This is a genomic window from Stenotrophomonas maltophilia, from assembly GCF_900186865.1.
GTDB lineage: Bacteria > Pseudomonadota > Gammaproteobacteria > Xanthomonadales > Xanthomonadaceae > Stenotrophomonas > Stenotrophomonas maltophilia.
Window position 1 is genome coordinate 4,649,612 of sequence record NZ_LT906480.1, and the last position, 25,693, is coordinate 4,675,304.

The window sequence follows — 25,693 nt, forward strand, 5'->3', positions numbered from 1 at the left end:
TGTCCCAGTCCAGTAGCTCCGGCACCAGGCGCGAGAATTCGGCAGCCAGTCGCCTCGAGATCGCACCTGAATGGCCTCCCTGCTGGAGCTTCTCGAGCTGACGACGTAGGTCGAGCTCCGACTCTTTGGTTAGGGAGAGCTCCAACGTGAACTCTGAGTCTGAATCCACCAAGAAGAAGCTCATTTCAGCACCCCAGCAGGTTACGGGACAGTCACCAGCGCCAAGGCCTCGATCACCAGTGCCGGCCGGACGCTACCGTAAGTACTGTAGACCAAAAGTACTGCACGACGAAAGCTTAGGGCGTGAAAGCGCCACCGCCCCAGCAAGCTCTAGGGACTGCCATTAAGGAGGGCAGGCTGGCGCTGGGCGTCTCCCAGGAAGAGTTTGCAGCTCAACTCGGTATGCATCGGACGCAGCTTGGCCATATCGAGCAAGGCAAGAAGGACTGCCGGCTCTCCACGATCATCCGGATTGCAACGGCTCTGGATGTGCCGGCTTCGTCCTTACTTACATCAGCTGGCCTTTGATGGGCCAACCAGTCACGCCAGCAAGTTGGCGCTAGCACGCGGGGTCGTGACGTTAGCGACACGACTACCGATGAGGATCCAACTATCGAACTAGCTTCGGTCCTTTGTCGGTACGCCGCTTGAGCCTGTCACTACGCGCACGCTCCTGCGCGAGCTTCTCGCGAACATCTGTCAGCTCGCAGGCCAGCTCCCCACACAGCGTTGTAAGTACCTTCACTTTCGCCTTCTCAGATTCATATCTGACTCTCAACATCTCCAGCTTCAGAGCATCAGCCGCCCGGGCGCTCGGAGCATCCTGCGCAGATACCGCATCATTGAGCTTGCCCAAGGCCACTCTGTGTGATTTATAGAAAGCTTGTCTACTGATACCGCATGCGGAAGCGATGGAGACCACCGTAGGCTTAGGGCCACCCGCCCTCCAGCGAGCAATCTGCGCCTCAGTCTCGGCTAGAACTATCTGGCGCATCAGAGGCTACTCCCTATTTTCTTCAGGATCAGCTCCGTCGAAGCCAGGCGCTCTTCAGCAATGCGACGAGACTGCTCGGGAATTCCCCTCAGCTTGAGGAAACTGATCAGATCTTGCCTTCGCAACTCCCACCAAGGGGCGTGCTTGGCTGTAGCCGTAAAGTTGAGACAACCAGCACATGTGGAAGGAGTGCGCTTGCCGGGATTTGGGCCATTCGCATCGCCGTCACAGCGACTTCGCGCCTCGCGATAGAAGCAATAGCCCCAGTCGCAAGGACCGAGTACCACACCGGCACCCAGCATCCTCATCACTTCAAGATTTGTCGATGCTCGCTCCAAGACCCCGTTCATCCGTGAAATGCTTTCCGCGATAACAGGTGTAGGCAAGTTCGTATAGACGTGCTCAGCACTAATCAAATCATCCATAGCGCTCACTACCTCATTTGCGTTCTCCTCCTCAAGCAAAGTTGAGAGATCACGATCCAGACCAACATAGTAGGTGTCAGTGATCCTGGCTTCCAAGTGTCCGTACTGATATGCCAGAGCACCCAAACTCGAGCGGTCGCGCCGCGCAATGAAGCGCGCCATGAATCGGCGTAATGGTCGAAAGTTCAATTTCTCAGAATCAAGCCCAGGAATACTAGCCTCAGCGAATGCTCTCATGCTCCTGCGGAGTGCAACATAGCCATCGACTCTAGCACCACGCTGATCATCTCGAGCTTCAGCCGGTCCGCGTCCTCTATACATATTCAGCACGAAGAGCGCGGCGGTCCCGACATGATCACGAATCGGGCGCCCCAATCGCTCCAAGAATGCAATTGCGTCAGAGACTGCTGGCGCTGCGACCCATTCATGCGGCCTACCAGATTTGCTCAGAACCCCTTCGATCAAATCGGAGGTCTCTGCACCCGCCGGCATACCGAGCGCATTGGATGGCTTTACGCTTGCAGTCGTGAGCCGACGAGATTCGGATGGCCTCATGGAACTGAGCAAAGATATAATGAAGATCGCCGCTCCCTCAGCGATCTTCAGCATTATTTGCTCGCCATAGCCAACTCTTGGATCCAACTTAGCTAGAGCTTTTGACCTGAAACCATTGAAGGGCAAAGATCGCTTAGCGATGTAGAAGGAGTTCATCCTTCGGCCTGCTGAGCACAGCCTCCCAGCCTCTATCGCCATTACCTCACCCATGAAGGCTTCTATTGTGGGCCCATCTTCCTCTATTAGCTTGATTGCATCTGCCAAGAGCATGAGACATTCCTGCTCACTCAGGTCGTCATCCACCTTTCTTTTCTTAGCTGCAACTGATGCCTCCTTCGACATCCTTTTTCCTACGCGGACCATCTCTGCGCGCACTACTGCAGACACATCTCCCACGTTGAGTAGAAAATCCTCGACACAGATGAATTTGGCCCGCATCCGAGTAGCACCCGCCTCCACACGGCCGACTGCGCGACTAGCATCGGTCCATGGGCAAATGAGCTCGGGACTCAGATCGCTTGGCGAATCCACGCCTTCCTCATAACACCAAACGGCAAAGCTTCTAAGGACGATAAATCGTTCGTAGAGGACAAGAGCATAGCGTGTCGATCGTTCCAGCCTACCAAGCATAGCAAGTGCCAAATAGATCTTTATCGGCACTTTCCAGCCATCAGGGATGCACGAGAAATCGAGCCTTCGCGTCTCCACAATCCCGTCGATAACGTTTCGTCTGAGGAACCACTCATCATCCTCGAAGTTGATACCGAGACCGTCGAGAGACAATTCGCTGACCGGCGGCGTGGCTTGGCGCAAGGATTTCATGGCTACTCCAGACCAATAACAGGGACAGATACGGAGAGCTTCTCTGCTTCACGAAGAACCACTTTCGTAACCCTGCCAAGCAACGCAGACAGGATTTCGTGCGAATTCTCGTACGCGTGCTTGTACCTGGCAGCCACGTCACGAGAGGTCACCGCCAGTCTCTTGATTTCGTCAAGTTCCCGTTGAGCAGCAATCATGCGTGCAACGTGCCGCGGACTATCCAGCACAGCTACGCTATTGGGGCAGAAGGCGCAGTAAAGGAAATCCAGGCACTTCTGACCCTTCTTGGATGCGGGCGCTTCACCTGAGAGCGCGTCGGTGCAGTCGTAACCCTGGGTAGTCTCGTAGTTTCTTGGATGCAAGCCCACCGCTTTTGCGGACTGGACTACCTTCCCCATAAATCCCAACAATTTCGCTTGTGCGGCCCCCTTGCGCTCAGGCGACCTAATATAGAGGCCGGTGGTCTTGGAATTCTTGTGCTGAAGCTCGGATTGGACTCGCTCAATCTTCTCGCCTCGATTCCCAAGGAGCCTCGCGCCGGACAACCTCAAGTCAACAAAATTGAAGTCGGGTAGGCCATGCCGGTCTATGAACAGCGCCAGTTCGTTGTGCCATGACTGAATCGACACGCGACCTATGCTGCCACGACACAAACTAAGGAAGACCGTGTCCGCACGAGCACCCGCAGCGATACGAAGTACCGAAGTGAATTCGACTACCTCGCCGATCAATTTTGGGATGGCGTACGCACCTTCGGTACTGACTGAAGCCGAGCTCTGCTCAGTCGCCCTGAATTTATCCCAGGTGAATTCTTTCTTTAATGGGTCGACGGCATGATCACTGATGCAATCAACGCATAAGGCCATCAAACCCCCAGGATTCCCGCCCGTTTCGATTGCTATGTACAGCAGGTATGGGATGTAGTCGCAGATCTCTAGAAATAGGTACCTCTTTAGAGGCCGGTACTTTACGCTGTATGGCGTAAAGCCCGCCGCACAGAGATTTATCTTTCCGAGTACGCCTTGGGCCATCCCTCGGCGCATGCCATCTAGGTCAGCTCTATCCTTGGCTGTAAGGCATTGCACATCAGCTCCATTTGCCAATGACGCCATCACCCTTGTACGCGCCCTTACCTCATCGATCCCCTTCTTTGAAGCGATGAGAATGCCACGCATCTCCTCTTCGGAAAGGATGTTTTCTCGAGAACACTCCTCTTCCCTCTGGAACTGACCTCGGGGGAAGTATATGTTCATCCATGTCACCGAGTTCTCGGTGTCGTTAGTGGCGAGCCAAGCATATATCTGTCGAAGCAGGTTAAAATGGCTTCCCCCAGTCTTTAGCAAGAGCCTCGCCTTAAGCCACTCCGCGTATCTCTGCGAGATCGTAGAGGACCTCATATTCTTCCACGGGTCGCCGTCCAGCTCGGTCAGAAAGTTTGCGAACTTTCGGATTGAGCCCCATGCTTGCTTTCGACTCTGCACCCTGCAAGTAGAGGTCACGCCGGTGAAGGCATTCAGCAACGCGTGAGTGGGCTTGCGGGGAAGGCCTAGCCGGGAGAAGTCATAGATGTTGACTGGGTCGCCAGGCGCATCGCCGGCGAAGACGGCCTCCGAGACGCCACTCATCCCAATGCCTCCTCTGTCTCAAGGATTGCCCTAAGCGTGCCTGAATCTATGGAGCTGACGGAGGCCAAGTAAAGCTCGGTTGTCTCTGCACTGTTGTGCGCAAGAAGATGCTGAATGACCTTGATCGAGTTGATGTTTGCACCTCGCCTCTCCATCTCCTCGAGACGACTCTTCATATGCGCGGCGAAGGTATGTCGCGACATGTGCGGTGTCACGTTCAGGCCAAGCACTTTCGCAGCTCGCCTGAAGGCTTGGTAGTAGGACTTCGATGTGACCGGCCTGCCTCTCGAGTTCAGAAAGACCCGGCTTGTTCTCTCAGTGGAGTTCGCAGCTGCCTTGTTCCTACTTGTCTGGCAGTAATCGAGTGTTCGTTGTGCCAAGCGGGAGGTCACCACCAGATTGATGACTTTTCCGCCCTTCATCCGAGTCTCGATGTAGTTGACATTCAGTGCGTTCTTTGGAAGCTGTGTGAGATCGAGATCTGCAACGGTGGTGCGACGAGCGCCCGTCCCGAGAGTCCAAAGGAACATCAGTGAGTAAGGCATTTTCAGGGTTGCCGCCATGAGCGAAGTCTCCTCCGGACTCATGGCACGCACTTTTCTCTTGTAAGCCTTTGCCCGCCGCAGCCGACTAGTTCGAGCGAGGAACTGTTTGATCGGCTCCGTCTCCCAGGACCCGCCTGAGTCTGCCAGGCCCTCACCGTCCCAATGCTCCAGAAACTTGTAGAACTCTCGAACGGTGGTCGTCCGTAGGTTGATCGTTTCGCTAGCTAGTCTTCTCTTTCGATTCGGTGCCGCGGACAAGAAGCGACGGTACTCGCTGAGCAGCAATGCAGTCGGCCTCGTCCAGTCGCCTCCGTTGCATTCGACGAATTCCAGCCAGCTCTTCAGCCCTTCGGCGTAAGTGGAGAGCGTCTTCTCCCTGCTACGGGTGGAGTCGATTCGAAATGTGTCCAGGAGAAACGCAAAGGCCCCCCAATGAAGCTGCCCTTCTTCAGAAACCAGAAGGGGGAAGCGGGGCTCGAGTCTCGGGAGGGGAGTCTCTTCAAGCGCCGCAGAAGCCGGAATGAGCTTGTTCAGCTCGGTAAGCGGGATCTCTGAAGTCCGCAGCAGATGCATTGAGCACTCCTCGGGGGTTTACATGTACCATGCTACCCTAATTCCGGAGTGGAACCGCAGTGCGTTGGAGACCCTGCGAGAGCCGCTGGAATCCGGCCACATCCGCATCGCCCGCGCGGCACGCAGCGTGCAGTATCCAGCGCGATTCCAGCTGGTGGCGGCGATGAATCCCTGCCCCTGCGGCTGGGCTGGCGACCGCAGCAACCGCTGCCTGTGCGGTGATGAGCGCATCAACCGCTACCGCGCGCGCGTATCCGGCCCGCTGCTGGACCGCATCGACCTGCATATCAGTGTGGCGCGCATGGATGCGGTGGAGCTACGGGAAAGCACGCCGCTGGGTGAACCCAGTGCTGCGGTACGTGCACGGGTAGAAGCCGCCCATGCCCGGCAGCAGGCGCGTGGCGCGCTCAATGCACATCTGCCGCCGGCGGCGCTGCGGGCGTGCACGAAGCTGAGCGAAAGCGATCAGGACATGCTGGAACAGGCCATCGAGCGCCTGCAGCTTTCCGCACGTGCGATGCACCGGATTCTGCGCGTGGCACGCACGATTGCGGATCTGGCGGGTTGCGAGGTGATCCAGACCACGCATCTGGCTGAGGCGATCGGGTATCGGCAGTTGGATCGGGGAAAGCCCTAGGAACACCGTTCCGAGTGGTCGTTGGTAGAGTCGACTGTTAGTCGACTCGCGCGCGAAGCGCGGTATCTTGGTGGGCCGACGCGAAGAGCAGTCGACTAACAGTCGACTCTACCAGGAGCGGGTCATGGCGACGGATGGTGCGATGATGCCGGAGCGGGTCATGGCAGCTCGGCACGCCGGGGCCGCCCCCGCGCATCACGCCGCGGAATCCACCCGCCCACGCTTCGCCAGCGACGCCACCCGACGGCTGACCAGCGCGTGCAGCTCCGCCAGCTCCGACGCCCGGTCAGCCGTCATGTTCCCGCCAAACAGCACCCGCGACAACGCCGCCTCGTCGCTGTCGTCCGGGTGCTGCCACCGGTCCCGGTACACCTTCTGGCACACCAGCCACGCCTGCGGCAGCCCACCGCCGGGCAGCGGGCGGACCACGCGTTCGTAGACCTGCCAGAACTGGTACTCGGCCTGCAGATCGATAGCCGGCGCCACGGACAGAGCCTGCCGGGGCCGTCCTGGGCCCCGGATGCCGAACAACGGGGTTCGCGGGTTGTGCTGTGCCATGCCAACAGGATGACCCAGCAACATTGTGGGAACCTTGCGTCGCCGCCAGAAAACCCCTGTTGTTTGCGCAAGGCGGGTTTCTAGGCGGGTTTTGGGGGGCAGAGCCCTTTGCTGCGCAAAGGGGTATGACCCCGATCACGGGGTGGCTGCGGGGTCGGATCCCTTTGCGCAGCAAAGGGCTCTGACCCCACCCTCATCGCCTCAGAACGCCTTCGAGGTACTGAACATCAGCTGCCGTGGCGCGCTGCGCTGCAGGGTCTGGTAATCCCCCGAGAACGACGAGCCGGCGATGGTGGCGGTGCCGATGTTGTGGCGGTTGAACAGGTTGCTCACGTCCAGCCGCAGCTCCAGGCCGGGCACGGCGCTGTCCGCACCGAAGCGGTAGGCGGCATAGGTGTTGACCTGCCAGAAGGTCGGCACGCGGATGTCGTTCTCGTAGGTGAAGGGCTGGCGCAGGTACGAGGTGCTGGTGGCACCAAAGCGCCAGTCACCAAAGTGCGCCGACAGGTCGCTGACCAGCGAGATCTGCGGGTAACCCGGCTGGGCGTTGCCCTTGATCGGGTACACCGTGTCGCCCACCACGAAGTCACTGTCGTAGTAGGAACGGGCCACGGCCACGCCCTGGTAGAACTGCAGGTGGTCGCTCAGATCGGCGGTGATGCCGAGGTCGGCACCGATCACGTGCATCTTCGGCATCAGCCGCACGGTATTGATCTGTGCGAACTGGGTGCCGATGGCCGCCGACAGCAGGCGATTGCGGATGTCGTTGTAGAACACGTCGCCGGTGATCGTCAGCCGGTCGAAGCGATGCGACGCGCCCACGGTGAGGTTCCAGTTCTTCTCCGGACGCAGCGTGCCCGCCACGCGATCGAACTCTTCCTGGTCGGTGATGGTCCAGGCCGAGGCGGTGTAGCCGATGTTGCCGCGCTGGGCGACGCGGTAGCCGTTCATGGTGTTGGCCAGGTCGATGAAGGCATCGGTGGATTCGGTCGGGCTCCAGAACAGCGAGACATGCGGCAGGAAGTTGCTTTTCGCGCGCAGCGTGCCGTTCACCGGCCGGTCCTTGGCATCACCGAGGCCGCCACCACTGGTGCGGAAATCCACGGCCTTGAAGCCGACACCCAGCTTCAGCGTGTCGTTCAACACGATGTCGTCCTGCAGGTAGAACTGACGCGAGCGGGTCACCCAGCTCGATGCGTTGTCGGTCTTGAACGCGGGGCCGTACACATCAAACGGACCGGTGGCCTTCAGCGGCGGGCCCTCGCCCAGCAGCGGCTGCTGGTACCACTCGGTCTTGGCGGCGGCCTTGCTCTTCTCCTGCCAGAAACCGGCGGTGAAGGTGTGCGCGCCGGTCTCGAACTGCAGGTTGACCATGCCACCCAGCCGATTCACACGCGGTGTCTGCACCTGTTCGGAGAACGGCGCGCCGTTGGGCGACGGTACGGTCGGGTCGGTCAACGTGGCCTGGGTGTGGCTGTTGGCGTTGTACAGCTGCACGTTGCCGCTCAGCGCCGGACTGATCTGGAAGCGATGGTTGATCGAAGACACGCGGTCGCGGGTGGTCTGGCCGGTGTCGTACGGAATCAGTTCGGACAGCTCACCGCAGGTGTAGGCGCCACAGGATTTGTCCGCGTTCTCCGGCGAGGCCACGTACCAAGCCCACGCGTAATCGGGATAGAAGATGTCGGCCTTCCAGCCCAGCTTGCGGATCATGTCGAAGGAGATGTTGTTGTAGCCCCAGACCTTGGCCTTGCTGTCGGACAGGAACACGGTGAAGTCACCCCAGGCAACATCCTGCTGCAGCTTCAGGTCGCCGCGCAGGAAGTTCTGGGTGCCCTCGCCCTGGTACTTGTCGGCGGACACACGCTGCAGGTCGACCAGCACTTTCGGGCCGTGCTCACCGAGCTGGCCGCTTTGCCCGGACACGGTGGTGACCAACGTGTTGTTGCTGCCCACGCCCTGCTTCACGCGCAGGCTGGGCGTGTCCTGCAGCTCGCGCAGGCGGTATTCCAGGCTGCCACCGTTGACGCTGCTGGAGAACACGCTGACCGGTGCGCCACCGGGGCTGACCGTGATCGCGCCGATGCCATCGGGCACGCCCACGTTCACCACGCTGGTGCCGGTGAGCGAGAGGAAGCCGTTGTCGTTCAGCGGCACGCCTTCGAAGGTGATGCCCATTTCGTTCATGCGGAAGCCGCGCACGAACAGGCTGGTGGCCGAGATATCCAGGCCCAGCCCGTCGGTGGCGGTATAGCTCGCGCCCGGCACCTGCTTCAGCATGGCCAGGCCGTTGTTGCCGGTGACCATCGCGTCGAGGTCTTCGGCCTTGATGATGTAGCGGTTGGGGCCGACCACCTGGGTCGGTGCCACGGCCGCACCGCGCGGCGTGGCGATCACCTGCAGGGCGTTGAGCGTGGTGGGCGAGTCGTGCGCGGCATCGTGCGTTTCTGCGGCGTACGCAGGTGCGGCGATGGCAGCAATGATGGCCAGGGCGAGGCGCGTCGTGGGTGGGGTGTTCATGGCAGTAGATCCAGGGTGCAGGGAGAGAGCGGCGCAGGCGCACGCCCAGCGCGTTGCAGCACCGGTGTCGGCGCCCTGGCTGGCGATGCGATCGCGTTGAGGGAGTGACGGCGTAGTGCGCGCCGGTCAGTGGCAGAGGAAGACGATCCTCTGCCTCAGAATTCGATGGGGTGATTTCGACGTGCGGAATTCTTGCATCGCACTGCCGCATTCGCTATTGCACGGTGGTACAGCGCGGCTATACGCAGGTATCGTCCTGTCCGGTATCTTCAGATACCCGATTCCAGATTGACAGGAGCCTTGATGATCCGCTGGACCACCTGGAAAGCAATAGCCACCGTTGGCATGATGTCGCTTTCGTGCATGGAAACTGCGCTATCGCACGACAGAGTTGAAGTGCGTTCCCCACAGCGGCTGGATGCCCTGATCGACGCGCTCGTCACCACGCCGTCGCCGATCAGCCCGGCCCAGTTGCATGAGCTGGGCATCATCGCGCCGTTTTCATTTGAGAAGGATGCAGGACCGCGCATCTACCGGTCACAGCCGATGCTGACCGCCGATGGCTTTGCCATCGATAACGTGGAGTATCGCGTTATACGCGGCAAGGACGATGAAATCCGCCTTCTGTTCGTCACGTTCGTGGATACGCCATGCTTCCCACTGGAGCGGTTGGCTATGCGTTACACCCTGCAGCCATTCATCTATCCACCCAGCCATGGTGCGCCATTGATCGCGCGGAACCACGAGCAGCACCATTCGCTCACCGTAGGAGCGCAGGAGATCATCGTCCGCAGCCAGCGCGATGCTCCGCACTGCGTGCTGGGCCTGAGGCGCTGAGCGCCGCTTGGCGCCTCAACGCAATACGTAGGTCTCAATGGCGCGCGCCACGCCGTCATCAGCATTGCTGCTGGTCTCAAACCGCGCCACCGCCTTCACCGCATCGATGGCATTGCCCATCGCCACGCTGGTGCCGGCGTACTGCAACATGGTCAAGTCGTTCTCCTGGTCGCCGATGGCCATCACGTTGGCGCGGTCGATGCCCAGGTGCTCGGCCAGCTTCTGCAGGCTCGGGCCCTTACCCGCGCGGTGGTCGAACACTTCCAGGAAGTACGGCGCGCTCTTCAATACCGCGAAGCGCTCGGTCAGTTCGCTGGGCAGGCGCGCGATGGCGGCATCCAGTACCTCGGGCTCGTCGATCATCATCAGCTTGATGAAGGACATCGACGGGTCCATGTCTTCCACGCGGCGATAGGACAGCGGCATCCGCGAAAGATGCGAGTCGGCCACGGTGTAGTAGCTGATGTCCTGGTTGGGCGTGTACATGCGCTGGCTGTCCAGCGCCTGGAAGTGCACGCCCACTTCGCGGGCCACCTGCTCGCAGAACAGGAAATCGTCGAAGCTGAGCGGATACTCGACCACGGTTTCGCGCGTGCCGACGCGCTGCACCAGGCCGCCATTGCAGGCGATGCAGTAGTCGTCGTTGCCGGTGATGCCGAGCTCGTGCAGGTACGGCGCCAGGCCCGGAACCGGGCGGCCACTGGTCAGCACGATGTGCACGCCCAGCGCCCGCGCCTGCGCGATGGCCTTCCTGGCGCGGGGGGTGAGCTGGTGCGACGGGTCCAGCAGGGTGCCATCCATGTCGATGGCGACCAGTTCGATGGTCGATTGCCTGCGGCCCATGTCCATTGCGTTCAACTCGTGCGGGGCACGCCAGTTTAACCCCTCATGCCCGGTTCACCTCTTTGCCCACGTTGGCCGGGATACTGCAGGATCCTGTGCGTCCCCCACCGCAGGACGGCCCGCTGACCGCCCTTCCCTGGAGAAGCTTGCGACGCATGACCTACCGTGCCCCCGAAACCGACGACAGCGCCCCCCTGGCCCAGCAGATCGAGCAGATGATCGACGAGCTGCCCGGCGACCAGGTGAGGGTCGGCACCCTGCTCAGTGCGCTGGGCGATGAAGGCCTGTTGCTGATCGTGATCCTGCTCTCGGCCATCTTCATTATTCCGGTGTCGATTCCGGGGCTGAGTACCGTGTTTGGCGCCTCGATCCTGCTGATCGGCCTGAGCCGGGTGCGCAACCGCCCGCTGTGGGTACCGCAGAAACTGGCGCGCCGCGAGATCGCCACCGACAAGCTGAAGGCCAACCTCGGCCGTGCGCTGAAGTGGGTGCACCGCATGGAGCGGTTGTCGCGGCCGATGCGGCTGGCGGTGATGGTGCGCTCGAAGAAGATGATGCGCCTGAACAACCTGATGCTGGTGTTCGCCACCCTGCTGCTGATGGCCCCGGCTGGGCCGATTCCCTTCAGCAATACCTTGCCCGCGTTGGCACTGATGTCGTTTGCGATTGGCTTCATCCAGCGCGATGGTGCGGCGGTGGCTGCCGGTTATGGTTTCGTGGTGGCCACGGTGGTGTATTTCGGCGTGCTGCTGGGTGGCATGGGGTTTGCCGCCGAGTCGGTGTTCAGCGGGTTCCGGGCACGCTGAACCCGGTGGCAGAACCGGCAGGGCGGACTCGACAGGGTGGAGTCGGCTGCCCTTCGCTGCTTACCGGGGAAGCACGCGCTGCGCTCGCGAGTCGACTGACAGTCGACTCTACCGGATGTTCTTCGGCCATGGCTCGACGCTACACAGCTACTTGGCCGACACCCGCCACACCACGTCGCCCACGTCGTCGGCCACCAGCAGCGCGCCTTCGGCGTCCATCGCCATGCCCACCGGCGCACCCATCAGCGTCTTCTCGTCCTTCGAGGCGAAGCCGCTGACCACGGTCTGCGGCCGCCCGGTCGGCTTGCCGTCCTTGAACGGTACGTAGACCACTTCGTAGCCGCTCAGTGGTGAACGATCCCAGCTGCCGTGCTCGCCGATGAAGGCGCCGCCGTGGTACTGCGCCGGCAATGCCTGGCCGGTGTAGAACAACAGGCCCAGCGGTGCCACGTGCGAGCCGATGGCGTAGTCCGGTGTGATCGCCTTGGCCACCAGGTCCGGCCGCTGCGGCTGCACGCGCTCGTCCACGTGCTGGCCGTAGTAGCTGTAGGGCCAGCCGTAGAAGCCATCCTCCTTCACCGAGGTGAGGTAATCCGGCACCAGGTCGGCACCGATCTCGTCGCGTTCGTTCGCCACCGCCCACAACGTGCCAGTGCTCGGCTCCCAGTCCAGGCCGGTCGGGTTGCGGATGCCCGACGCAAAGATACGGCTGCCACGGGTGGCTACGTCCACTTCCAGCACCACTGCGCGGCGGTACTCGACGGCCAGACCATTTTCGGTGATGTTGCTGTTGGAGCCCACGCCCACGTAGAGCTTGCGGCCATCGCGGCTGGCCAGCAGTTCCTTGGTCCAGTGGTGGTTGATGGTGCTGGGCAGGTCGGTGAACTCGCGGCCCTTGTCGGACATGCGGGTTTCACCAGGCACGTAGTGGTACTGCATGATGTTGCCGGTGTTGGCCACGTACAGCGTGTCGCCGATCAGCTGGATGCCGAACGGCGAATGCAGGCCTTCGATGTAGACATGCTGGGTCCAGGTGTTCGTTCCCGGCGTGCGGCGCAGCAGGGTGACCCGGTTGCCGCCCTTGCCGGCCTTGCCCGAGCGCGCCTTCACCTTGCCGGCGATCCACTGCTTGGGCGTGGTGACCGGTTCTTCGCCGGGGCCGTTGCCTTCCACCACCAGTACATCGCCGTTGAGCAGGGTCAGCAGCCGCCGCGGATGCTGCAGGTTGGCGGCGATGCGCTCGATCTTCAGGCCCTCGGCCACCGTGGGGGTCTGTCCATCAGCCCAGCCAACGCCCTTGGGCACCTGCATCGGCGGCATCAGGAAGTTGGCCGGCTTGGGCAGCGGCGGCTGCGGGCCCGACTGGTCGGCCGGATGGTACTCGGCCTTGCCGGCGCAGGCCGACAGGGCGGCGGCCAATGCCAAGGCGGCGACGGTGGGCAGGATGTGCTTAGCCATGACGACCTCCCTGCAGCACCGGCGGCTGCAGTGACAGCAGGATCAGGCCCAGCGCGATCAGGGCCACGGTCAGCGCCGACAGGATCGTGCCCGGCACTGCAACGGCATACGCATCGCGGCTGTGCACGAAGGCGTTCCAGATGGCCAGCACCACCGCGACCAGGTTGAGGAAGAAGTCGATGCGGTCGATACGGGTGGCCGTGCCGTTGCGGCGCCAGACCGCGAACAGGTTGATCAGGCGCGGAAGGATGGCGATCAGCAGGCCGAAGGTGATCAGCCAGGCGGCGGCCTTTCCCCACATCACCTCGGCGCTGTTGAGGTAGATCGCGTCGAAGATCAGTGCACCGACGAAGAAGCCGAAGGGTATCGGGTTCAACAGGCTGAACAGCGTGGTGCCGAGGCCGCGATGGGCCTGGGCCAGAGGGTTGACCATCATCGTGCTCCGATGCGGAAGGGTGCACGGGCTGTAGTAACACAGCGCGATGTGAGGGCGCGCGATGATACCCGGCGGGGCTGCCACACCCACCGCGCAGGCACCCCGCTACGCGGATTCGTCCTCGCGCACCTCGTGGAAGGGCAGCATCGTCTCGAAGCCGAATTCGTGTTCCATGCTGGTGCGGACCAGGCCGCCGATGGCGTAGCGGCTGGTGTTGGCATGCACGTCTATGCCACCGAGCCGCCACTCGGTGCGCAGATGCAGCGTCTCTGCGCGGCGCATGACGATCCGTTCCTCCTGCAGCAGCGCGCGTCGGTGCCTCTTCATCAACAGCCGCAGCGGTTTCACCGTGGTGATGCCGAATGCGGCCAGCTCGGGCAGCAACTCGGCGATATCGGCATCGTCGCCATAGTCGTGGCTGCGCGTATGCACGGACAGCACCACCTTGCGGATGGCGGCAACCGAGAGCGGGGTCTGGTCTGCGCGCGCACGTGCACGCTGGCGTCCATTCTTCATGCGTGTCTTCATCTGCATGTGATTACCACGTTTCCGGCCCTCGAAGCAGACGCGCGAAGATGGCGTGAAGGCATTCGAATGCCCTGTCATAACCTGACGTACTAAGCGTTTGTGACGCAATTGGCACATTCGCAGATTGTTTGTGTGAAGAGGTAGGGGGGTTGTTCGTTGTGTCGCGTTTGGCTCGTTGCGATGGGGCAGTTCCGCCCCGCCGTCCTGCCATGCCGATTCACAACAGAAGGATTCGTGTATGAAGCGACACACGCAACGCTCCGCGCCACCGCGCTCTGCGCGCCTGGCCCTCGCCACTGCCCTGGTGCTGGGCAGCCTGGCCGTCACCGCCCAGGCCCAACAGGCCGATCCGCTGGCGGGTATCCAGTGGCACCTGCTCAATACCGGGCAGACGGTCCCGGCCGACACGCTGCCGGTAGCCGGCAACGACCTGAACGTGGATGGCCTGTTCCGCAATGGCATCCGTGGCCAGGGCGTCACCATCGCCATCGTCGACGATGGCCTGCAGATCGCCCACCCGGACCTGGCGGCCAACGTGGCCGCGGTAGCCGGCAAGAACTTCACCAATGGCTCGAACAACCCCACCCCGACCAACCCGGATGTCGACAACCACGGCACCATGGTCGGTGGCATCGCCGGTGCGGTGGGCGCCAACAACCTGGGCGTGCGCGGTGTGGCCCCGGCGGCGACGCTGAAGGGCTTCAACCCGATTTCGCGCTCAGCCCTGGGCAACCAGCAGAGCAACATCGAGTACGCCTGGTGGGACGGCGCGGAGTCGGCCGACGTGCAGGTGTTCAACAACAGCTGGGGCGCCGGCCCGGGCAATCCGAACCTGCCGTTGGCGTACAGCGAAAACACGATTCGTTCGTATGAGCAAGCCCTGTCGGGTACGCGCGGTGGTCGCGGCGGCATCTACGTGAAGTCGGCCGGCAACAACTTCAACAATGCCTCGATCAGCCAGACCCAGGATGTCTGCACCACCGACACCAAGAACCGCAACACCGGCTGCGTGCCGGCTGGCCGCGACCCGCGCAACAACCTGTTCAACGTCATCACCGTAGGCGCGGTGCGCGCCGATGGCGTGCGCTCGTCGTATTCCTCCGCCGGCTCGGCGCTGTGGGTGTCGGCCTTTGGCGGCGAGTACGGCCTGCAGGCGCAGTACGCCCCGGGCCTGGTGGCACGCGCCTACGACCCGGCCATCGTCACCACCGACGTGACCGGGTGCGCGCAGGGCAGCAACAAGAACACCAACCGCCAGAACACGCTGGACAGCAACCTGTCGGCCATCGACAGCACCTGCAACTACACCGCCAAGATGAACGGCACGTCCGCGTCGGCACCGATGGTGTCGGGCGTGGCGGCGCTGGTGCTGGAAGCCAATCCGAACCTGTCCTATCGCGATGTGAAGTACATCCTGGCCACCACCGCCACCCGCAACCACCCGAACCAGCCGGCGGTGACGCTGGCCGACGGGCGCACGCTGGTACCGGGCTGGACGGTGAATGCTGCCGGCCGTGCCTACAGCAACTGGTATGGCTTCGGCGTGGTCAACGCTGCACGTGCAGTGCAGGTCGCCGAGAACTTCCAGTCGCTCGGTGCGCTGGTCGACAGCGGCTGGCGCAACACCACGCGTACCGTGGCCATCGGCAACACCTCGGCTGCCGCCGCACGCCTGACCTTCCAGTTGGCCAACGGCGCGCGCAACATCGAAAGCGTGCAGCTGGGCTTCCGGGTCAACCACCGCAACACGCGCCAGCTGCAGTTCGTGCTGGTGTCGCCCAGCGGCACCCGCAGCGTGGTGCAACCGGCGTTCACCGCGATCGGTTCGGGCACGGGTGGCGCGCAGAGCAACTTCACCAGCTGGGACCTGCTGTCCAGCAATGCCTTCCTGGATGAAAATGCCAGCGGCACCTGGACGCTGGAAGTGACCGACATGGGGCAGGCCGCGACCGCAGCTTCGCGCGGCAACCTCGAATTCTTCAAGATCCGCGTTCTGGGGCACTGATGATGAAGACCACCATTCTGTTGAGCACGCTCGCCTTCGCGGCGATGACCTCTCCTGCCTGGGCACAGAGCTCGGGGCAGACCCCTCCAGCCAGGACCCTGTCGACCGTGGATGCGCAGGAACTGAAGGCGTTCGCTACCGGCCGCTCGTTCGATGTGGGCGGCACACGCTTCCAGCTATCCCCCTCGACCACCGTGAAGCAGGCCAGCGGCGGTCAGTTCACGATCACCCCGCCGGCGGCGGCGACCACCAGTTCGCGTACCAAGCGTTCGCTGGATGGCGCAGCGGCCGCGCCTGCTGATGCCGGTGCCGGCAAGTTCGCGGCGGCGGTCTCCCGCGACGGAGCGCCGGTGGTGGCGACCTCGCGGGTCAAGGTGTTCTTCACCGATGCGGCATCGGCCCAGCGCGCGGCTACGGCCACCGGTGGCACCGTGGTGAAGGTGTCGAAGGCTTCGGGCCAGGCCATCGTGGAGTATCCGTCGGTGAACGCGGCACTGGATGCGACCACCAGGCTGCTGTCCACCGCCGGTATCCGCGCCACCGAGCCGGACGTGGTGCAGTGGGAAGAGACCAAGTAAGGCGTTGAGTGGCGCCCCCGGCCGGTTGGCTCTCCTGGCCGGCCGGGGGATTGGTGTGGGGGGCGTGCCGACCAACGGTCGGCACCCACCGGGGCAGCGGGCGCGACGAACAGGCGGCATCAGCCGCGCATGGCCTGGGATTACCGGGCGGCGAGTGCGTCGCTGTGCTTAAGGTGGCAGCTGGCCAGTGCGTCGTTGCCGGCGGCCGGATGAGCCGGCTCCAGCAGCAGGCGCTGCACGTCCGAGAACAGCTTTTCCACCGGCATGCCATAGGGCGCGAACAGGCGCAGGCGTCCCTGGCGGTCGAACACGTAGCCGCCCGCAATGTGGCTCATGGTGTAGGTATCCGGTACCTGACCGGGTTCCTTTTCGTAGAACGCCTTGAAGTCGCTGGCCATCGCCGCCAGCTGCGCTTCGTTGCCGACCAGTGCGATCGCCTTGGGGTCGAACGCTTCCACGTAGGTGCGCGCGACCTCCGGCGTGTCGCGGGCCGGGTCAACGCTGACGAACACCACCTGCAGCTGGTCGGCATCCTTGCCCATCAGGTGCTTGACCTGGCTCAGCTCGACCATGGTGGTCGGGCACACGTCCGGGCAACTGGTGAAACCGAAGAACAGATAGGTCACCTGCCCCTGCAGGTCCTTCGGGCCGCGCACGGTGCCGTGGCTGTCGGGCATCGACCACTGCTGGCCGAGCTCTTCGCAGGCGATGTCCTTGGAGTAGAAGTCCATGCGCGACTGCGCACTGCAGCCGGCCAGCAGGCCGAGCAGCAGGCCTGCGGCCAGCCGCAGGCCACATTGGGGGAACGCGATGCCTTTCACGGTTCGCAGGCTCAGTTGATCATCATGTGGTAGTGCATGCTCCAGATGATCCACACCGACAACGCGACGATGATGAACAGGATCACCAGGGTGAACACGAAGCTGGCCAGGTTCCAGCCACCTTCGGACTTGCGGTCCATGTGCAGGAAATAGACCAGCTGCACCAGGATCTGCGCCACCGCGAAGCCGACCAGCAGGAACAGCGTGAGCGGCCGCGACAGCACCGGGTTCATCACCAGTGCGAACGGCACCACGGTCAGCAGCGCGCACAGCACGAAGCCGATCAGGTAGGACTTGGTGGAGCCGTGCGCATTGCCGGCGCGCGAAGTTTCGACGTGGGCCATGTCAGAAGGCTCCGATCAGATAGACGAAGGTGAAGACGCAGATCCACACCAGGTCCAGGAAGTGCCAGAACAGGCTCAGGCACGACACACGGGTGATGTTGGTCGGGGTCAGGCCACGGCGGTAGACCTGGTGCATGACCACCGCCATCCAGATCAGGCCGCTGGCCACGTGCAGGCCGTGGGTGGCGACCAGCGCGAAGAACGCCGACAGGTAGGCACTGGTGCTGGGGCCTGCGCCTTCGTGGATCAGGTGCGAGAACTCGTAGATCTCCATGCCGATGAACGAGGCACCGAGCACGAAGGTCACGCCCAGCCAGCGCAGCACCGCCGAGGTGTCGTGGCGATGCATCGCCAGTACGGCCTGGCCGTAGGTGATGCTGGAGACCAGCAGCAGGAAGGTCTCGGCCATCACGAACGGCAGCGAGAACAGCTCCTTGCCGGTGGGGCCGCCGGCGTAGGCGGTGCTGAGCACCGCGTACGAGGCGAACAGCGAACCGAACAGCACCAGGTCGGACATGAGGTAGACCCACATGCCGAACACCTTCATGCCGCCCTGTTCGTGGCCATGGTCGTGTTCGTGGTGGTCCTCGTGTGCCTGCGTGTCGCTGGCCAGCTCGGGGCGGGTCAACAGGTTCATGCGCGTACCTCCTTCAGCTTGGCAAGGTTGGCCGCTTCGGTGCGCGCCACCTCTTCGGAACTGACGTAGTAGTCCACATCCTCGTCGTAGGACCGCACGATCAGGGTGACGATCATCGCGATGAAGCTGGCCGCGGCCATCCACCAGATGTGCCAGACCAGGGCGAAGCACAGCACCAGGATCCAGATGTTGAGGATCAGCGGCACGCCGGTGTTCTTCGGCATGTGGATCGGTGCGTACTTCTTCGGCGGCGGCGGCAGGCCGCGCTTCTTCGCTTCGTGGAAGGCGTCCAGCTCATCGGCCTTGGGCACCACGGCGAAGTTGTAGAACGGCGGCGGCGACGGCGTGGCCCATTCCAGCGTGCGTGCGTTCCACGGGTCGCCGGTCAGGTCCAGGTTGCGCTTGCGGTCGCGCACGCTCACGTAGATCTGCACCAGCATCAGGATGATGCCCGCGAACACGAACAGTGCACCGATGAAGGCGGCGATCAGGTACGGCGTCCACGCCGGGTTGTCGTACTGGTTCATGCGGCGGGTCATGCCCATGAAACCCAGCATGTACAGCGGCATGAAGGCCAGGTAGAAGCCGATCACCCAGCAGGCGAACGACCACTTGCCCAGGCGCTCGTTGAGGGTGAAGCCGAACACCTTCGGGAACCAGTAGGCGAAGCCGGCCAGGTAGCCGAACAGCGCGCCGCCGATGATGGTGTTGTGGAAGTGCGCGACCAGGAACAGGCTGTTGTGCAGCAGGAAGTCCGCGCCCGGGATGGCCAGCAGCACGCCGGTCATGCCACCGATGGTGAAGGTGACCAGGAAGGCGATGGTCCACAGCATCGGCACGCTGAACTCGACGCGGCCGCCGTACATGGTGAACAGCCATGTGAAGATCTTCACGCCGGTGGGGATGGCGATGATCATCGTCATGATGCCGAAGAAGGCATTGACGCTGGCACCGGAGCCCATGGTGAAGAAGTGGTGCAGCCAGACGATGAACGACAGGATGCCGATCGCCAGCGTGGCACCGACCATCGACTTGTAGCCGAACAGCTTCTTGCGCGCGAACGTGGCGGTCACTTCGGAGAAGATGCCGAACGCCGGCAGCACCAGGATGTACACCTCCGGATGGCCCCAGGCCCACACCAGGTTCACGTACATCATCGGGTTGCCACCCAATGTGTTGGTGTAGAAGTTGAAGTCCAGGTAGCGGTCCAGGGTGAGCGCACCCAGCGCCACGGTCAGGATCGGGAAGGCGGCGATGATGATCACGCTGGTGACCAGCACGGTCCAGGTGAACACCGGCATCTTCATCAGGGTCATGCCCGGCGCACGCATGCGCAGGATGGTGATGAACAGGTTGACGCCGGTCAGCAATGTGCCGATGCCCGAAGCCTGCAACGCCCAGATGTAGTAGTCGACACCCACGCCTGGACTGAACTCGATGCCCGACAGCGGCGGATAGGCGACCCAACCGGTCATGGCGAATTCGCCAATGCCCAGCGAGATCATCATCAACGCTGCGCCGACCACGAAGATCCAGAAGCTGAAGGCGTTGAGGAACGGGAACGCCATGTCGCGCGCACCGATCTGCAGCGGCACGATGATGTTCATCAGGCCGACCACGAACGGGGTGGCCACGAAGAAGATCATGATCACGCCGTGCGCGGTGAAGATCTGGTCGTAGTGCTCCGGTGGCAGGAAGCCGTCACTGCCCGGCCCGGCCGCCGCCAGCTGCGCGCGCATCATCAGCGCATCGGCAAAGCCACGCACCAGCATGACCAGCGCCACCACCACGTACATGATGCCGATCTTCTTGTGGTCCACGGTGGTGAACCAGTCGCGCCAGAGCGGACCCCACAGCTTGAAGTACGTCACCGCGCCGAGCAGCGCGAGGCCGCCCAGCACCATGGCCGCCAATGTGACCACGACGATCGGCTCGTGCAGTGGCACGGCCTCCCACGTCAATTTACCCAACATGTTCGTTACTCCTGGGAAACCTGGGCACCGCCGGCAGCGCCCGCCGGGGTAGCAGCAGCGGTGTTCTCACCGACGCCGATGAACTGGTCGATGACCTTCTTGAACAGCAGCGGTTCAACACTGGAGAAGTGCTGCACCGGTGCGTTCTTCGACGGCGCGGCCAGCGCCTTGAACTGCGTGAAGCTGAGCGCGGCCGGCGCGTTGCGCACCTCGGCCACCCAGCGCTCGAAGTCTTCGTTGCTGCTGGCGGTGGCGATGAACTTCATGTTCGAGAAGCCATGCCCGCTGTAGTTGCCGGACATGCCACGGAACTGGCCGGGCTCGTTGGCGATCAGGTGCAGCTGCGTGCGCATGCCGGCCATCGCGTAGATCTGCCCACCCAGCTGCGGGATGAAGAAGGTATTCATCGTCGAGTTGGAGGTGATGTTGAACGCCAGCGGGCGGTTGGCCGGGAAGTTGAGCTGGTTGACCGTGGCGATGCCCAGATCCGGATACACGAACACCCATTTCCAGTCGGTGGCGATCACGTCCACGTGCAGCGGCTCACCGGCCACGTCCAGCGGCTTGTACGGGTCCAGCTCGTGGGTCGACTTCCACACGATCACCGCCAGCACCGCGATGATGATCAGCGGCACGCCCCAGACCACGATTTCCACCTTGGTGGAGTGCGACCAGTCCGGCGTGTATTTCGCTTTGGTGTTGCCAGCGCGGTAGCGCCAAGCGAATACGAAGGTCAGCACGATGGCCGGTATCACCACGATCAGCATCAGGCCGATGCAGATCAGGATCAGGTCGCGCTGGGCGAGCCCGACCATGCCCTTCGAATCCAGCAGCACCCAGTCACAGCCCGACAGGCCGACGCAGGCCAGGGCGACCAGCGCCAGGCGGATGCGGTTCCAGCAGATATTCATTGGAGGTCAACCCTGTTGAAGAAGCGCGCTTGACCGGCTCGCCTGCGCGCAGCGCCCGGGCGTGGAGCGGCTACACTGTGGGTACGAGGTCGCCTACAAGCAGGCGAACCACTCCAATCAAGCCCATACAAGATACATCATTGTATGGACTTGTGCATCTGTACGTATGGAAAAAACTGACCGATGACGCCACCTGCAGCCGGCCGCCGCCTGAAACACCCCAATCGCACCTGGGTTCGCCCCTTCCGCGAGGGCGCCGGCCCGCTGTACCTGCAGATTGCCCAGCAGGTGCGCGAGGCGGTGGATGACGGTGTGCTGCGCCCGGGCGACCGCCTGCCGCCGCAGCGCGACCTGGCCCAGCAGGTGGGCGTGGACCTGACCACGGTCACCCGCGCCTTCGCCGAGCTGCGCCAGGCCGGCCTGCTCGACGCGCAGGGCGCCGGCGGCACCTTCATCGCGCTGTCGGCCGGCAACCGCAGCACCTCGGTGGACCTGAGCATGAACATCCCGCCGCTGCTGGGCAGCGCGCCGTTCGCACAGGGCATGGAGGCCGGCTTCCAGCACGTGGGCCAGCAGCTGGGCCAGGGCGAACTGATGAGCTATCACGTCGGCGCCGGCACCCGTGAGGACCGCGCCGCCGCGGTGCAGTGGCTGGCGCCAATGCTGGGCACGGTCGGTGCCGACCAGGTGGTGATTTGCCCGGGCGCGCAGACCGCGCTGTGCGCGCTGATCCTGGCCCGCACCCAGCCGGGCGAGCTGATCGCCGCCGAGCAGCTGACCTACCCGGGCCTGCTGGCCGCCGCGCGCGTGCTGCAGCGGGGCGTGGTGCCGGTGGCGATGGACGCCGAGGGCATGCTGCCGGACGCGCTGGAGGAGGCCTGCCAGCTACGCCGCCCGCGCCTGCTGTACCTGGTGCCGACCATCCAGAACCCGACCACGGCAACGATGTCGGCGCAGCGCCGGCAGGCCCTGCTGGCGGTGGCGGAGCGCCACGGTCTGACCGTGATCGAAGACGATCCCTACTGGTTGCTGGCCGGTGACGCCGCGCCACCGCTGGCCGCCCACCGCGATGCCGGCAGCCCGGTGTATTACATCTCCACCCTGTCCAAGTGCCTGGCGCCGGGCCTGCGCACCGCCTACCTGGTGGTGCCGGCCGGCGAGCCGATGGAACCGGTGCTGGACGCCCTGCGTGCGATCGCACTGATGCCGACCCAGTCGATGGTGGCGGTGGCGTCGCAGTGGATCCGCAGCGGCCAGGCCCGGGACATGGTGCAGCGCTTCCAGCAGGAACTGCGCGAGCGCCAGGCGATTGCCGCGCAGTTCCTGCCGCCCCGCGCCCGGGCGCATCCGGCCGGCCTGCATGTGTGGCTGCCGCTGCCGCCACGGCTGGACCAGTACCGGTTGATCCAGGCCGCACAGGAACAGGGCCTGGGCATCGCCAGCTCGGATGCCTTCAGCGTGGAAGAGCCGCCGCCGGGCAACGCGATCCGCCTGTCGCTGGGCGGCGCGGTCGACCAGGGCGCGCTGGCCGGGGCGCTGGCCAAGCTGAACGAGATTCTGTCCGAAGCCCCCGAGGCCCGGCACAACGCCATCGTCTGAACCGGGTGCATGGCACTTAATCCATACAAGATGATATTTTGTATGCAATGTATGGATGAAGGGACGTGCATCGATGCGCGCCGAGAAACTGAAGTTCCACCTGGTGATGGCCGGGTGCGGTGGCTTTGTGGTGTTGATGCTGGCCGCGCTGGCCTGGGTCTGCCTGCAGCCGCAGACCGTGGACGTGCAGGCCGCCGAACGCCACGCCATCGAGCAGTGCGTGCAGCGCAGCGAGGATCCGTCGCGTAGCGAGATCCAGCGCCGCGCGCAGGCCGATTCCTGCCGCGAGATGCGCAAGCAGTACGTGCACAAGTTCGGCCGGGAAGATTCCTGATGGGCGCAGCCGCGCCGCGTCGCCGCAGGCTGCTGCCGACGATGATCGCCCTCGCCTGCCTGTTCATGGCTGGCGTCGCGGCTGCGCTGTGGCAGTACTTCGGCTACAGCGCGCAGTCCACCTTCACCGAACAGGCCATCGTCTTCGACGATTCGCAGCTGCGCCTGCCGGCCGATCTGGCCGGTGATACCGGCCGCATCCGCGTGGTGCATTTCTGGGACCCGGCCTGCAGCGTGTGCAACCGCGAGACCGGTGCGCACCTGAGCTACCTGATCAGCATGTACCGCCGCGCCGGCATCGACTTCTATGCGATCCGCCGCCCCGGTACCCAGGGCGAGCTGCCCGAGCCGCTGCGCAACAAGGTGATCAACCTGCCGACCATTGATGGCATCGAACACATCCCGGCCAGCCCCGCCGTAGCCATCTGGGATCGCCAGGGCCACCTCGCCTATGCCGGGCCGTACAGCATCGGCATGGTCTGCAACTCGGCCAACAGCTTTGTCGAACCGCTGCTGGACAGACTGGTGCGCGGCGAGACCGTGCGCCCAAAGGGACTGCTTGCCGTGGGCTGCTACTGCCCCTGGCAGGCCAAGCGCTGAGGACGCGCAATGACATCACTGACGCTGGCCGGTGCGGCCGCCGCAAACAACAACGGCGGTCACCTGTCCGAACCGACCGATGGTTATGGACAGGCTCCCGCCGTTGGAAGCAACGATACGCCCCGACATGCTCCGTACATGCCGCGACCGGATGTCGCAGCGCGCGAATGGGTGCAGGACGTGCTCGCGCACAACGGGCCGATCTACCTGCGCATCGTCAATTCGCTGGAACGCACGGTGCGCCGTGGCGGCCTCGCACCCGGACAGCGCCTGCCCTCGCAGCGCGCGTTGGCGCAGCAGCTCGGCATCGACCTGACCACGGTCACCCGCGCCTTCGATGAAGCACGCAAGCGCGGCCTGATCGAAGCACGCGGGCCACAAGGCAGTTTCATCGCACCGCCCAAGGCCGGCTTCGACCAGGTGGTGGACCTGAGCATGAACGTGCCACCGGTGCCCGACGCCGATGCGCTGGCCGAGACCCTGCGCCGCGGCGCCGCCGCCGTGCTTGCACGCAGCAACGCGCCCAACCTGATGACCTATCACCTGGGCGGCGGCAACCCGACCGACCGCCACGCAGCGGCGCGCTGGCTGCAACCGATGCTGGGAAAGGTGGACGACGCCTGCCTGCTGCTGACCGAAGGCGCCCAGGTGGCGCTGGCCGCGATCCTGGTCAGCCAGGGCCGCGACGATGATGCGATCCTCTGCGATGCGCTGGTCTATCCGGGCCTGCTGCAGGCCGCCGCCGCACTGGGCCGGCGGCTGCTGCCGGTGGACAGCGACGAACACGGCATGTGTCCCGATGCGCTGGCCCGGCTGGCACGCGAAAGCGGCGCGCGGTTGGTCTATCTCAACCCCACCTGTCAGAACCCGACCGCGCTGACCCTGCCGCTGCAGCGGCGCGAAGCGCTGGCACGCGTGCTGGAGCGCGAAGGCCTGCTGGCGATCGAAGACGATCCTTACTGGCACCTCGCCGAGGATGCACCGACACCGCTGGCGGCACTGGCACCGCGTCATGTGTTCTACGTGGCGACGCTGTCGAAGGTGATCAGCCCCGGCCTGCGCACTGCGTTCGTGCAGTGCCCAAGCGCTGCGCACGCCGAGGCGATGACGGCTGCATTGCGGGCGACGCGGCTGATGGGTCATCCGCTGGTCTCGGCGTTGGCCAGCCAGCTGCTGCTGGATGGTTCGGCGCAGTCACTGCTGGCCCAGGTGCGCACCGAGGCACGCGAGCGCATGCGCATGGCGCGCTACCTGCTGGCGCCATCGCTGCTGCAGCGCGCGGAAGGCCTGCATGCCTGGTGCCGGGTACCAGCGCCGTGGACCGACGCCACGCTGGTGCGTACCGCACAGCTGCAGGGGCTGGCGATTGCGCCATCTTCGGCGTTCTGTCCGCCAGGGGTCTCGCACCAGAGCGGCGTGCGGTTGTCGCTGGGGCTGGCGGCGGACCGCCGACAGCTGGAGAGTGCGCTGCGACGGATTGATCGGTTGTTGTTGTCCGATGCGTTGCCGGCGATCGAGCGGTAGCCCTGGAATGGGATGTGCCGACCAACGGTCGGCACCCACCCGACCGGTAGTGCCGGCCGCTGGCCGGCGGAAGATTCCCCGGCACGGTTGGAATGTGCCAACCAAGGTTGGCACCCACCAGATCGGAGGTAGATCGTGGAATGGGATGTGCCGACCAACAGTCGGCACCCACCCGACCGGTAGCGCCGGCCGCTGGCCGGCGGAAG

23 protein-coding genes and 1 pseudogene are annotated in these 25,693 nt (G+C 63.7%); 10 read left to right on the top strand and 14 right to left on the bottom strand.

Annotation, left to right across the window (positions count from 1 at the left end):
* The first annotated feature begins 303 nt into the window (after positions 1–303).
* Complete coding sequence (locus tag CKW06_RS24265; RefSeq protein WP_032964219.1) at positions 304–528, top strand: helix-turn-helix domain-containing protein; 225 nt, start codon at positions 304–306, stop codon at positions 526–528.
* 465 nt (positions 529–993) lie between these two features.
* Here CKW06_RS24265 and CKW06_RS21950 read toward each other — a convergent pair whose 3' ends face one another.
* Genes CKW06_RS21950 through CKW06_RS21960 form a run of 3 tightly spaced genes read right to left on the bottom strand, consistent with a single transcriptional unit; the run spans position 994 to position 5,539 of the window.
* Positions 994–2,796: a hypothetical protein gene (locus CKW06_RS21950; RefSeq protein ID WP_032964222.1), complete on the bottom strand. Its 1,803-nt coding sequence runs from the start codon at positions 2,794–2,796 to the stop codon at positions 994–996.
* Positions 2,797–2,798: 2 nt separating this feature from the next.
* The gene (locus CKW06_RS21955; RefSeq protein WP_024957977.1) at positions 2,799–4,421 is read right to left on the bottom strand and encodes a hypothetical protein; all 1,623 of its coding nucleotides are present in this window, start codon (positions 4,419–4,421) and stop codon (positions 2,799–2,801) included.
* The gene (locus CKW06_RS21960) at positions 4,418–5,539 is read right to left on the bottom strand and encodes a tyrosine-type recombinase/integrase (RefSeq protein WP_032964226.1); all 1,122 of its coding nucleotides are present in this window, start codon (positions 5,537–5,539) and stop codon (positions 4,418–4,420) included. Before CKW06_RS21960 ends, CKW06_RS21955 begins: the two co-directional genes overlap by 4 nt.
* 40 nt (positions 5,540–5,579) lie before the next feature.
* Here CKW06_RS21960 and CKW06_RS21965 point away from each other — a divergent pair.
* Positions 5,580–6,176: pseudogene (locus tag CKW06_RS21965) on the top strand (ATP-binding protein); the annotation flags it as partial.
* Between the two features lie 195 nt (positions 6,177–6,371).
* Here CKW06_RS21965 and CKW06_RS21970 read toward each other — a convergent pair.
* Positions 6,372–6,758 carry a hypothetical protein gene (locus tag CKW06_RS21970; RefSeq protein WP_024957979.1) on the bottom strand — a complete coding sequence of 129 codons (387 nt, stop codon included), beginning with the start codon at positions 6,756–6,758 and terminating at the stop codon, positions 6,372–6,374.
* A 177-nt stretch (positions 6,759–6,935) separates the two neighbouring features.
* The gene (locus CKW06_RS21975; protein WP_024957980.1) at positions 6,936–9,254 is read right to left on the bottom strand and encodes a TonB-dependent receptor; all 2,319 of its coding nucleotides are present in this window, start codon (positions 9,252–9,254) and stop codon (positions 6,936–6,938) included.
* A 303-nt stretch (positions 9,255–9,557) separates the two neighbouring features.
* On the opposite strand from CKW06_RS21975, the gene CKW06_RS21980 reads away from it, so the two are divergent.
* Positions 9,558–10,091 (top strand): hypothetical protein, encoded by a 534-nt coding sequence (locus CKW06_RS21980; protein WP_231910831.1) that lies wholly within the window; start codon positions 9,558–9,560, stop codon positions 10,089–10,091.
* A gap of 15 nt (positions 10,092–10,106) precedes the next feature.
* Here CKW06_RS21980 and yidA read toward each other — a convergent pair whose 3' ends face one another.
* Positions 10,107–10,940 carry a sugar-phosphatase gene (yidA, locus tag CKW06_RS21985; protein WP_024957982.1) on the bottom strand — a complete coding sequence of 278 codons (834 nt, stop codon included), beginning with the start codon at positions 10,938–10,940 and terminating at the stop codon, positions 10,107–10,109.
* A 149-nt stretch (positions 10,941–11,089) separates the two neighbouring features.
* On the opposite strand from yidA, the gene CKW06_RS21990 reads away from it, so the two are divergent.
* Complete coding sequence (locus CKW06_RS21990) at positions 11,090–11,740, top strand: exopolysaccharide biosynthesis protein (RefSeq protein WP_012481491.1); 651 nt, start codon at positions 11,090–11,092, stop codon at positions 11,738–11,740.
* A gap of 147 nt (positions 11,741–11,887) precedes the next feature.
* On the opposite strand, the gene CKW06_RS21995 is transcribed toward CKW06_RS21990, so the two are convergent.
* The 3 genes from CKW06_RS21995 to CKW06_RS22005 all read right to left on the bottom strand — a co-directional run bounded on the left by CKW06_RS21995 (position 11,888) and on the right by CKW06_RS22005 (position 14,150).
* On the bottom strand, positions 11,888–13,198 hold the full coding sequence (locus tag CKW06_RS21995; RefSeq protein WP_024957983.1) for a PQQ-dependent sugar dehydrogenase: 1,311 nt from the start codon (positions 13,196–13,198) through the stop codon (positions 11,888–11,890).
* Positions 13,191–13,631: a DUF2231 domain-containing protein gene (locus CKW06_RS22000; RefSeq protein ID WP_005411469.1), complete on the bottom strand. Its 441-nt coding sequence runs from the start codon at positions 13,629–13,631 to the stop codon at positions 13,191–13,193. Before CKW06_RS22000 ends, CKW06_RS21995 begins: the two co-directional genes overlap by 8 nt.
* Before the next feature lie 108 nt (positions 13,632–13,739).
* Complete coding sequence (locus CKW06_RS22005; protein WP_224481904.1) at positions 13,740–14,150, bottom strand: hypothetical protein; 411 nt, start codon at positions 14,148–14,150, stop codon at positions 13,740–13,742.
* A 250-nt stretch (positions 14,151–14,400) separates the two neighbouring features.
* On the opposite strand from CKW06_RS22005, the gene CKW06_RS22010 reads away from it, so the two are divergent.
* Entirely contained in the window at positions 14,401–16,167 is a 1,767-nt protein-coding gene (locus CKW06_RS22010) for a S8 family serine peptidase (RefSeq protein WP_024957984.1), read from the top strand.
* Positions 16,167–16,745, top strand: coding sequence for a hypothetical protein (locus tag CKW06_RS22015; protein WP_024957985.1), 579 nt, complete (start codon positions 16,167–16,169; stop codon positions 16,743–16,745). Before CKW06_RS22010 ends, CKW06_RS22015 begins: the two co-directional genes overlap by 1 nt.
* Before the next feature lie 140 nt (positions 16,746–16,885).
* On the opposite strand, the gene CKW06_RS22020 is transcribed toward CKW06_RS22015, so the two are convergent.
* The 5 genes from CKW06_RS22020 to cyoA are packed head-to-tail and all read right to left on the bottom strand — an operon-like array spanning position 16,886 to position 21,431.
* A complete protein-coding gene (locus CKW06_RS22020; RefSeq protein ID WP_024957986.1) occupies positions 16,886–17,566 on the bottom strand; it encodes an SCO family protein in 681 nt (226 codons plus the stop codon).
* Positions 17,567–17,577: 11 nt separating this feature from the next.
* Entirely contained in the window at positions 17,578–17,910 is a 333-nt protein-coding gene (gene cyoD, locus CKW06_RS22025) for a cytochrome o ubiquinol oxidase subunit IV (protein WP_005411473.1), read from the bottom strand.
* A gap of 1 nt (position 17,911) precedes the next feature.
* Positions 17,912–18,547 carry a cytochrome o ubiquinol oxidase subunit III gene (cyoC, locus tag CKW06_RS22030; protein ID WP_005414759.1) on the bottom strand — a complete coding sequence of 212 codons (636 nt, stop codon included), beginning with the start codon at positions 18,545–18,547 and terminating at the stop codon, positions 17,912–17,914.
* Complete coding sequence (cyoB, locus tag CKW06_RS22035) at positions 18,544–20,520, bottom strand: cytochrome o ubiquinol oxidase subunit I (RefSeq protein WP_005411475.1); 1,977 nt, start codon at positions 20,518–20,520, stop codon at positions 18,544–18,546. The genes cyoC and cyoB overlap by 4 nt, the downstream gene beginning before the upstream one ends.
* 5 nt (positions 20,521–20,525) lie before the next feature.
* Positions 20,526–21,431 carry a ubiquinol oxidase subunit II gene (gene cyoA / locus CKW06_RS22040; protein WP_024957988.1) on the bottom strand — a complete coding sequence of 302 codons (906 nt, stop codon included), beginning with the start codon at positions 21,429–21,431 and terminating at the stop codon, positions 20,526–20,528.
* A gap of 183 nt (positions 21,432–21,614) precedes the next feature.
* On the opposite strand from cyoA, the gene CKW06_RS22045 reads away from it, so the two are divergent.
* The 4 genes from CKW06_RS22045 to CKW06_RS22060 are packed head-to-tail and all read left to right on the top strand — an operon-like array spanning position 21,615 to position 25,487.
* A complete protein-coding gene (locus tag CKW06_RS22045) occupies positions 21,615–23,030 on the top strand; it encodes an aminotransferase-like domain-containing protein (RefSeq protein ID WP_024957989.1) in 1,416 nt (471 codons plus the stop codon).
* A gap of 55 nt (positions 23,031–23,085) precedes the next feature.
* On the top strand, positions 23,086–23,364 hold the full coding sequence (locus CKW06_RS22050) for a hypothetical protein (RefSeq protein ID WP_005414763.1): 279 nt from the start codon (positions 23,086–23,088) through the stop codon (positions 23,362–23,364).
* Positions 23,364–23,963, top strand: a complete 600-nt coding sequence (locus CKW06_RS22055) for a DUF6436 domain-containing protein (RefSeq protein ID WP_005411479.1) — start codon at positions 23,364–23,366, stop codon at positions 23,961–23,963. Before CKW06_RS22050 ends, CKW06_RS22055 begins: the two co-directional genes overlap by 1 nt.
* Before the next feature lie 9 nt (positions 23,964–23,972).
* On the top strand, positions 23,973–25,487 hold the full coding sequence (locus CKW06_RS22060) for an aminotransferase-like domain-containing protein (protein WP_024957990.1): 1,515 nt from the start codon (positions 23,973–23,975) through the stop codon (positions 25,485–25,487).
* Positions 25,488–25,693: the final 206 nt, after the last annotated feature.

Bases quoted from the DNA above. Each gene is read 5' to 3' on its own strand.
- yidA (WP_024957982.1), bottom strand. From the start codon at position 10,940: ATGGACATGGGCCGCAGGCAATCGACCATCGAACTGGTCGCCATCGAC.
- cyoA (WP_024957988.1), bottom strand. From the start codon at position 21,431: ATGAATATCTGCTGGAACCGCATCCGCCTGGCGCTGGTCGCCCTGGCC.
- CKW06_RS22050 (WP_005414763.1), top strand. From the start codon at position 23,086: ATGAAGGGACGTGCATCGATGCGCGCCGAGAAACTGAAGTTCCACCTG.
- CKW06_RS21960 (WP_032964226.1), bottom strand. From the start codon at position 5,539: ATGCATCTGCTGCGGACTTCAGAGATCCCGCTTACCGAGCTGAACAAG.
- CKW06_RS21975 (WP_024957980.1), bottom strand. From the start codon at position 9,254: ATGAACACCCCACCCACGACGCGCCTCGCCCTGGCCATCATTGCTGCC.
- cyoC (WP_005414759.1), bottom strand. From the start codon at position 18,547: ATGAACCTGTTGACCCGCCCCGAGCTGGCCAGCGACACGCAGGCACAC.
- CKW06_RS21950 (WP_032964222.1), bottom strand. From the start codon at position 2,796: ATGAAATCCTTGCGCCAAGCCACGCCGCCGGTCAGCGAATTGTCTCTC.
- CKW06_RS22060 (WP_024957990.1), top strand. From the start codon at position 23,973: ATGACATCACTGACGCTGGCCGGTGCGGCCGCCGCAAACAACAACGGC.
- cyoD (WP_005411473.1), bottom strand. From the start codon at position 17,910: ATGGCCCACGTCGAAACTTCGCGCGCCGGCAATGCGCACGGCTCCACC.
- CKW06_RS21980 (WP_231910831.1), top strand. From the start codon at position 9,558: ATGATCCGCTGGACCACCTGGAAAGCAATAGCCACCGTTGGCATGATG.
- CKW06_RS22010 (WP_024957984.1), top strand. From the start codon at position 14,401: ATGAAGCGACACACGCAACGCTCCGCGCCACCGCGCTCTGCGCGCCTG.
- cyoB (WP_005411475.1), bottom strand. From the start codon at position 20,520: ATGTTGGGTAAATTGACGTGGGAGGCCGTGCCACTGCACGAGCCGATC.
- CKW06_RS22055 (WP_005411479.1), top strand. From the start codon at position 23,364: ATGGGCGCAGCCGCGCCGCGTCGCCGCAGGCTGCTGCCGACGATGATC.
- CKW06_RS22015 (WP_024957985.1), top strand. From the start codon at position 16,167: ATGATGAAGACCACCATTCTGTTGAGCACGCTCGCCTTCGCGGCGATG.
- CKW06_RS21970 (WP_024957979.1), bottom strand. From the start codon at position 6,758: ATGTTGCTGGGTCATCCTGTTGGCATGGCACAGCACAACCCGCGAACC.
- CKW06_RS21990 (WP_012481491.1), top strand. From the start codon at position 11,090: ATGACCTACCGTGCCCCCGAAACCGACGACAGCGCCCCCCTGGCCCAG.
- CKW06_RS21955 (WP_024957977.1), bottom strand. From the start codon at position 4,421: ATGAGTGGCGTCTCGGAGGCCGTCTTCGCCGGCGATGCGCCTGGCGAC.
- CKW06_RS22045 (WP_024957989.1), top strand. From the start codon at position 21,615: ATGACGCCACCTGCAGCCGGCCGCCGCCTGAAACACCCCAATCGCACC.
- CKW06_RS21995 (WP_024957983.1), bottom strand. From the start codon at position 13,198: ATGGCTAAGCACATCCTGCCCACCGTCGCCGCCTTGGCATTGGCCGCC.
- CKW06_RS22005 (WP_224481904.1), bottom strand. From the start codon at position 14,150: ATGAAGAATGGACGCCAGCGTGCACGTGCGCGCGCAGACCAGACCCCG.
- CKW06_RS22000 (WP_005411469.1), bottom strand. From the start codon at position 13,631: ATGGTCAACCCTCTGGCCCAGGCCCATCGCGGCCTCGGCACCACGCTG.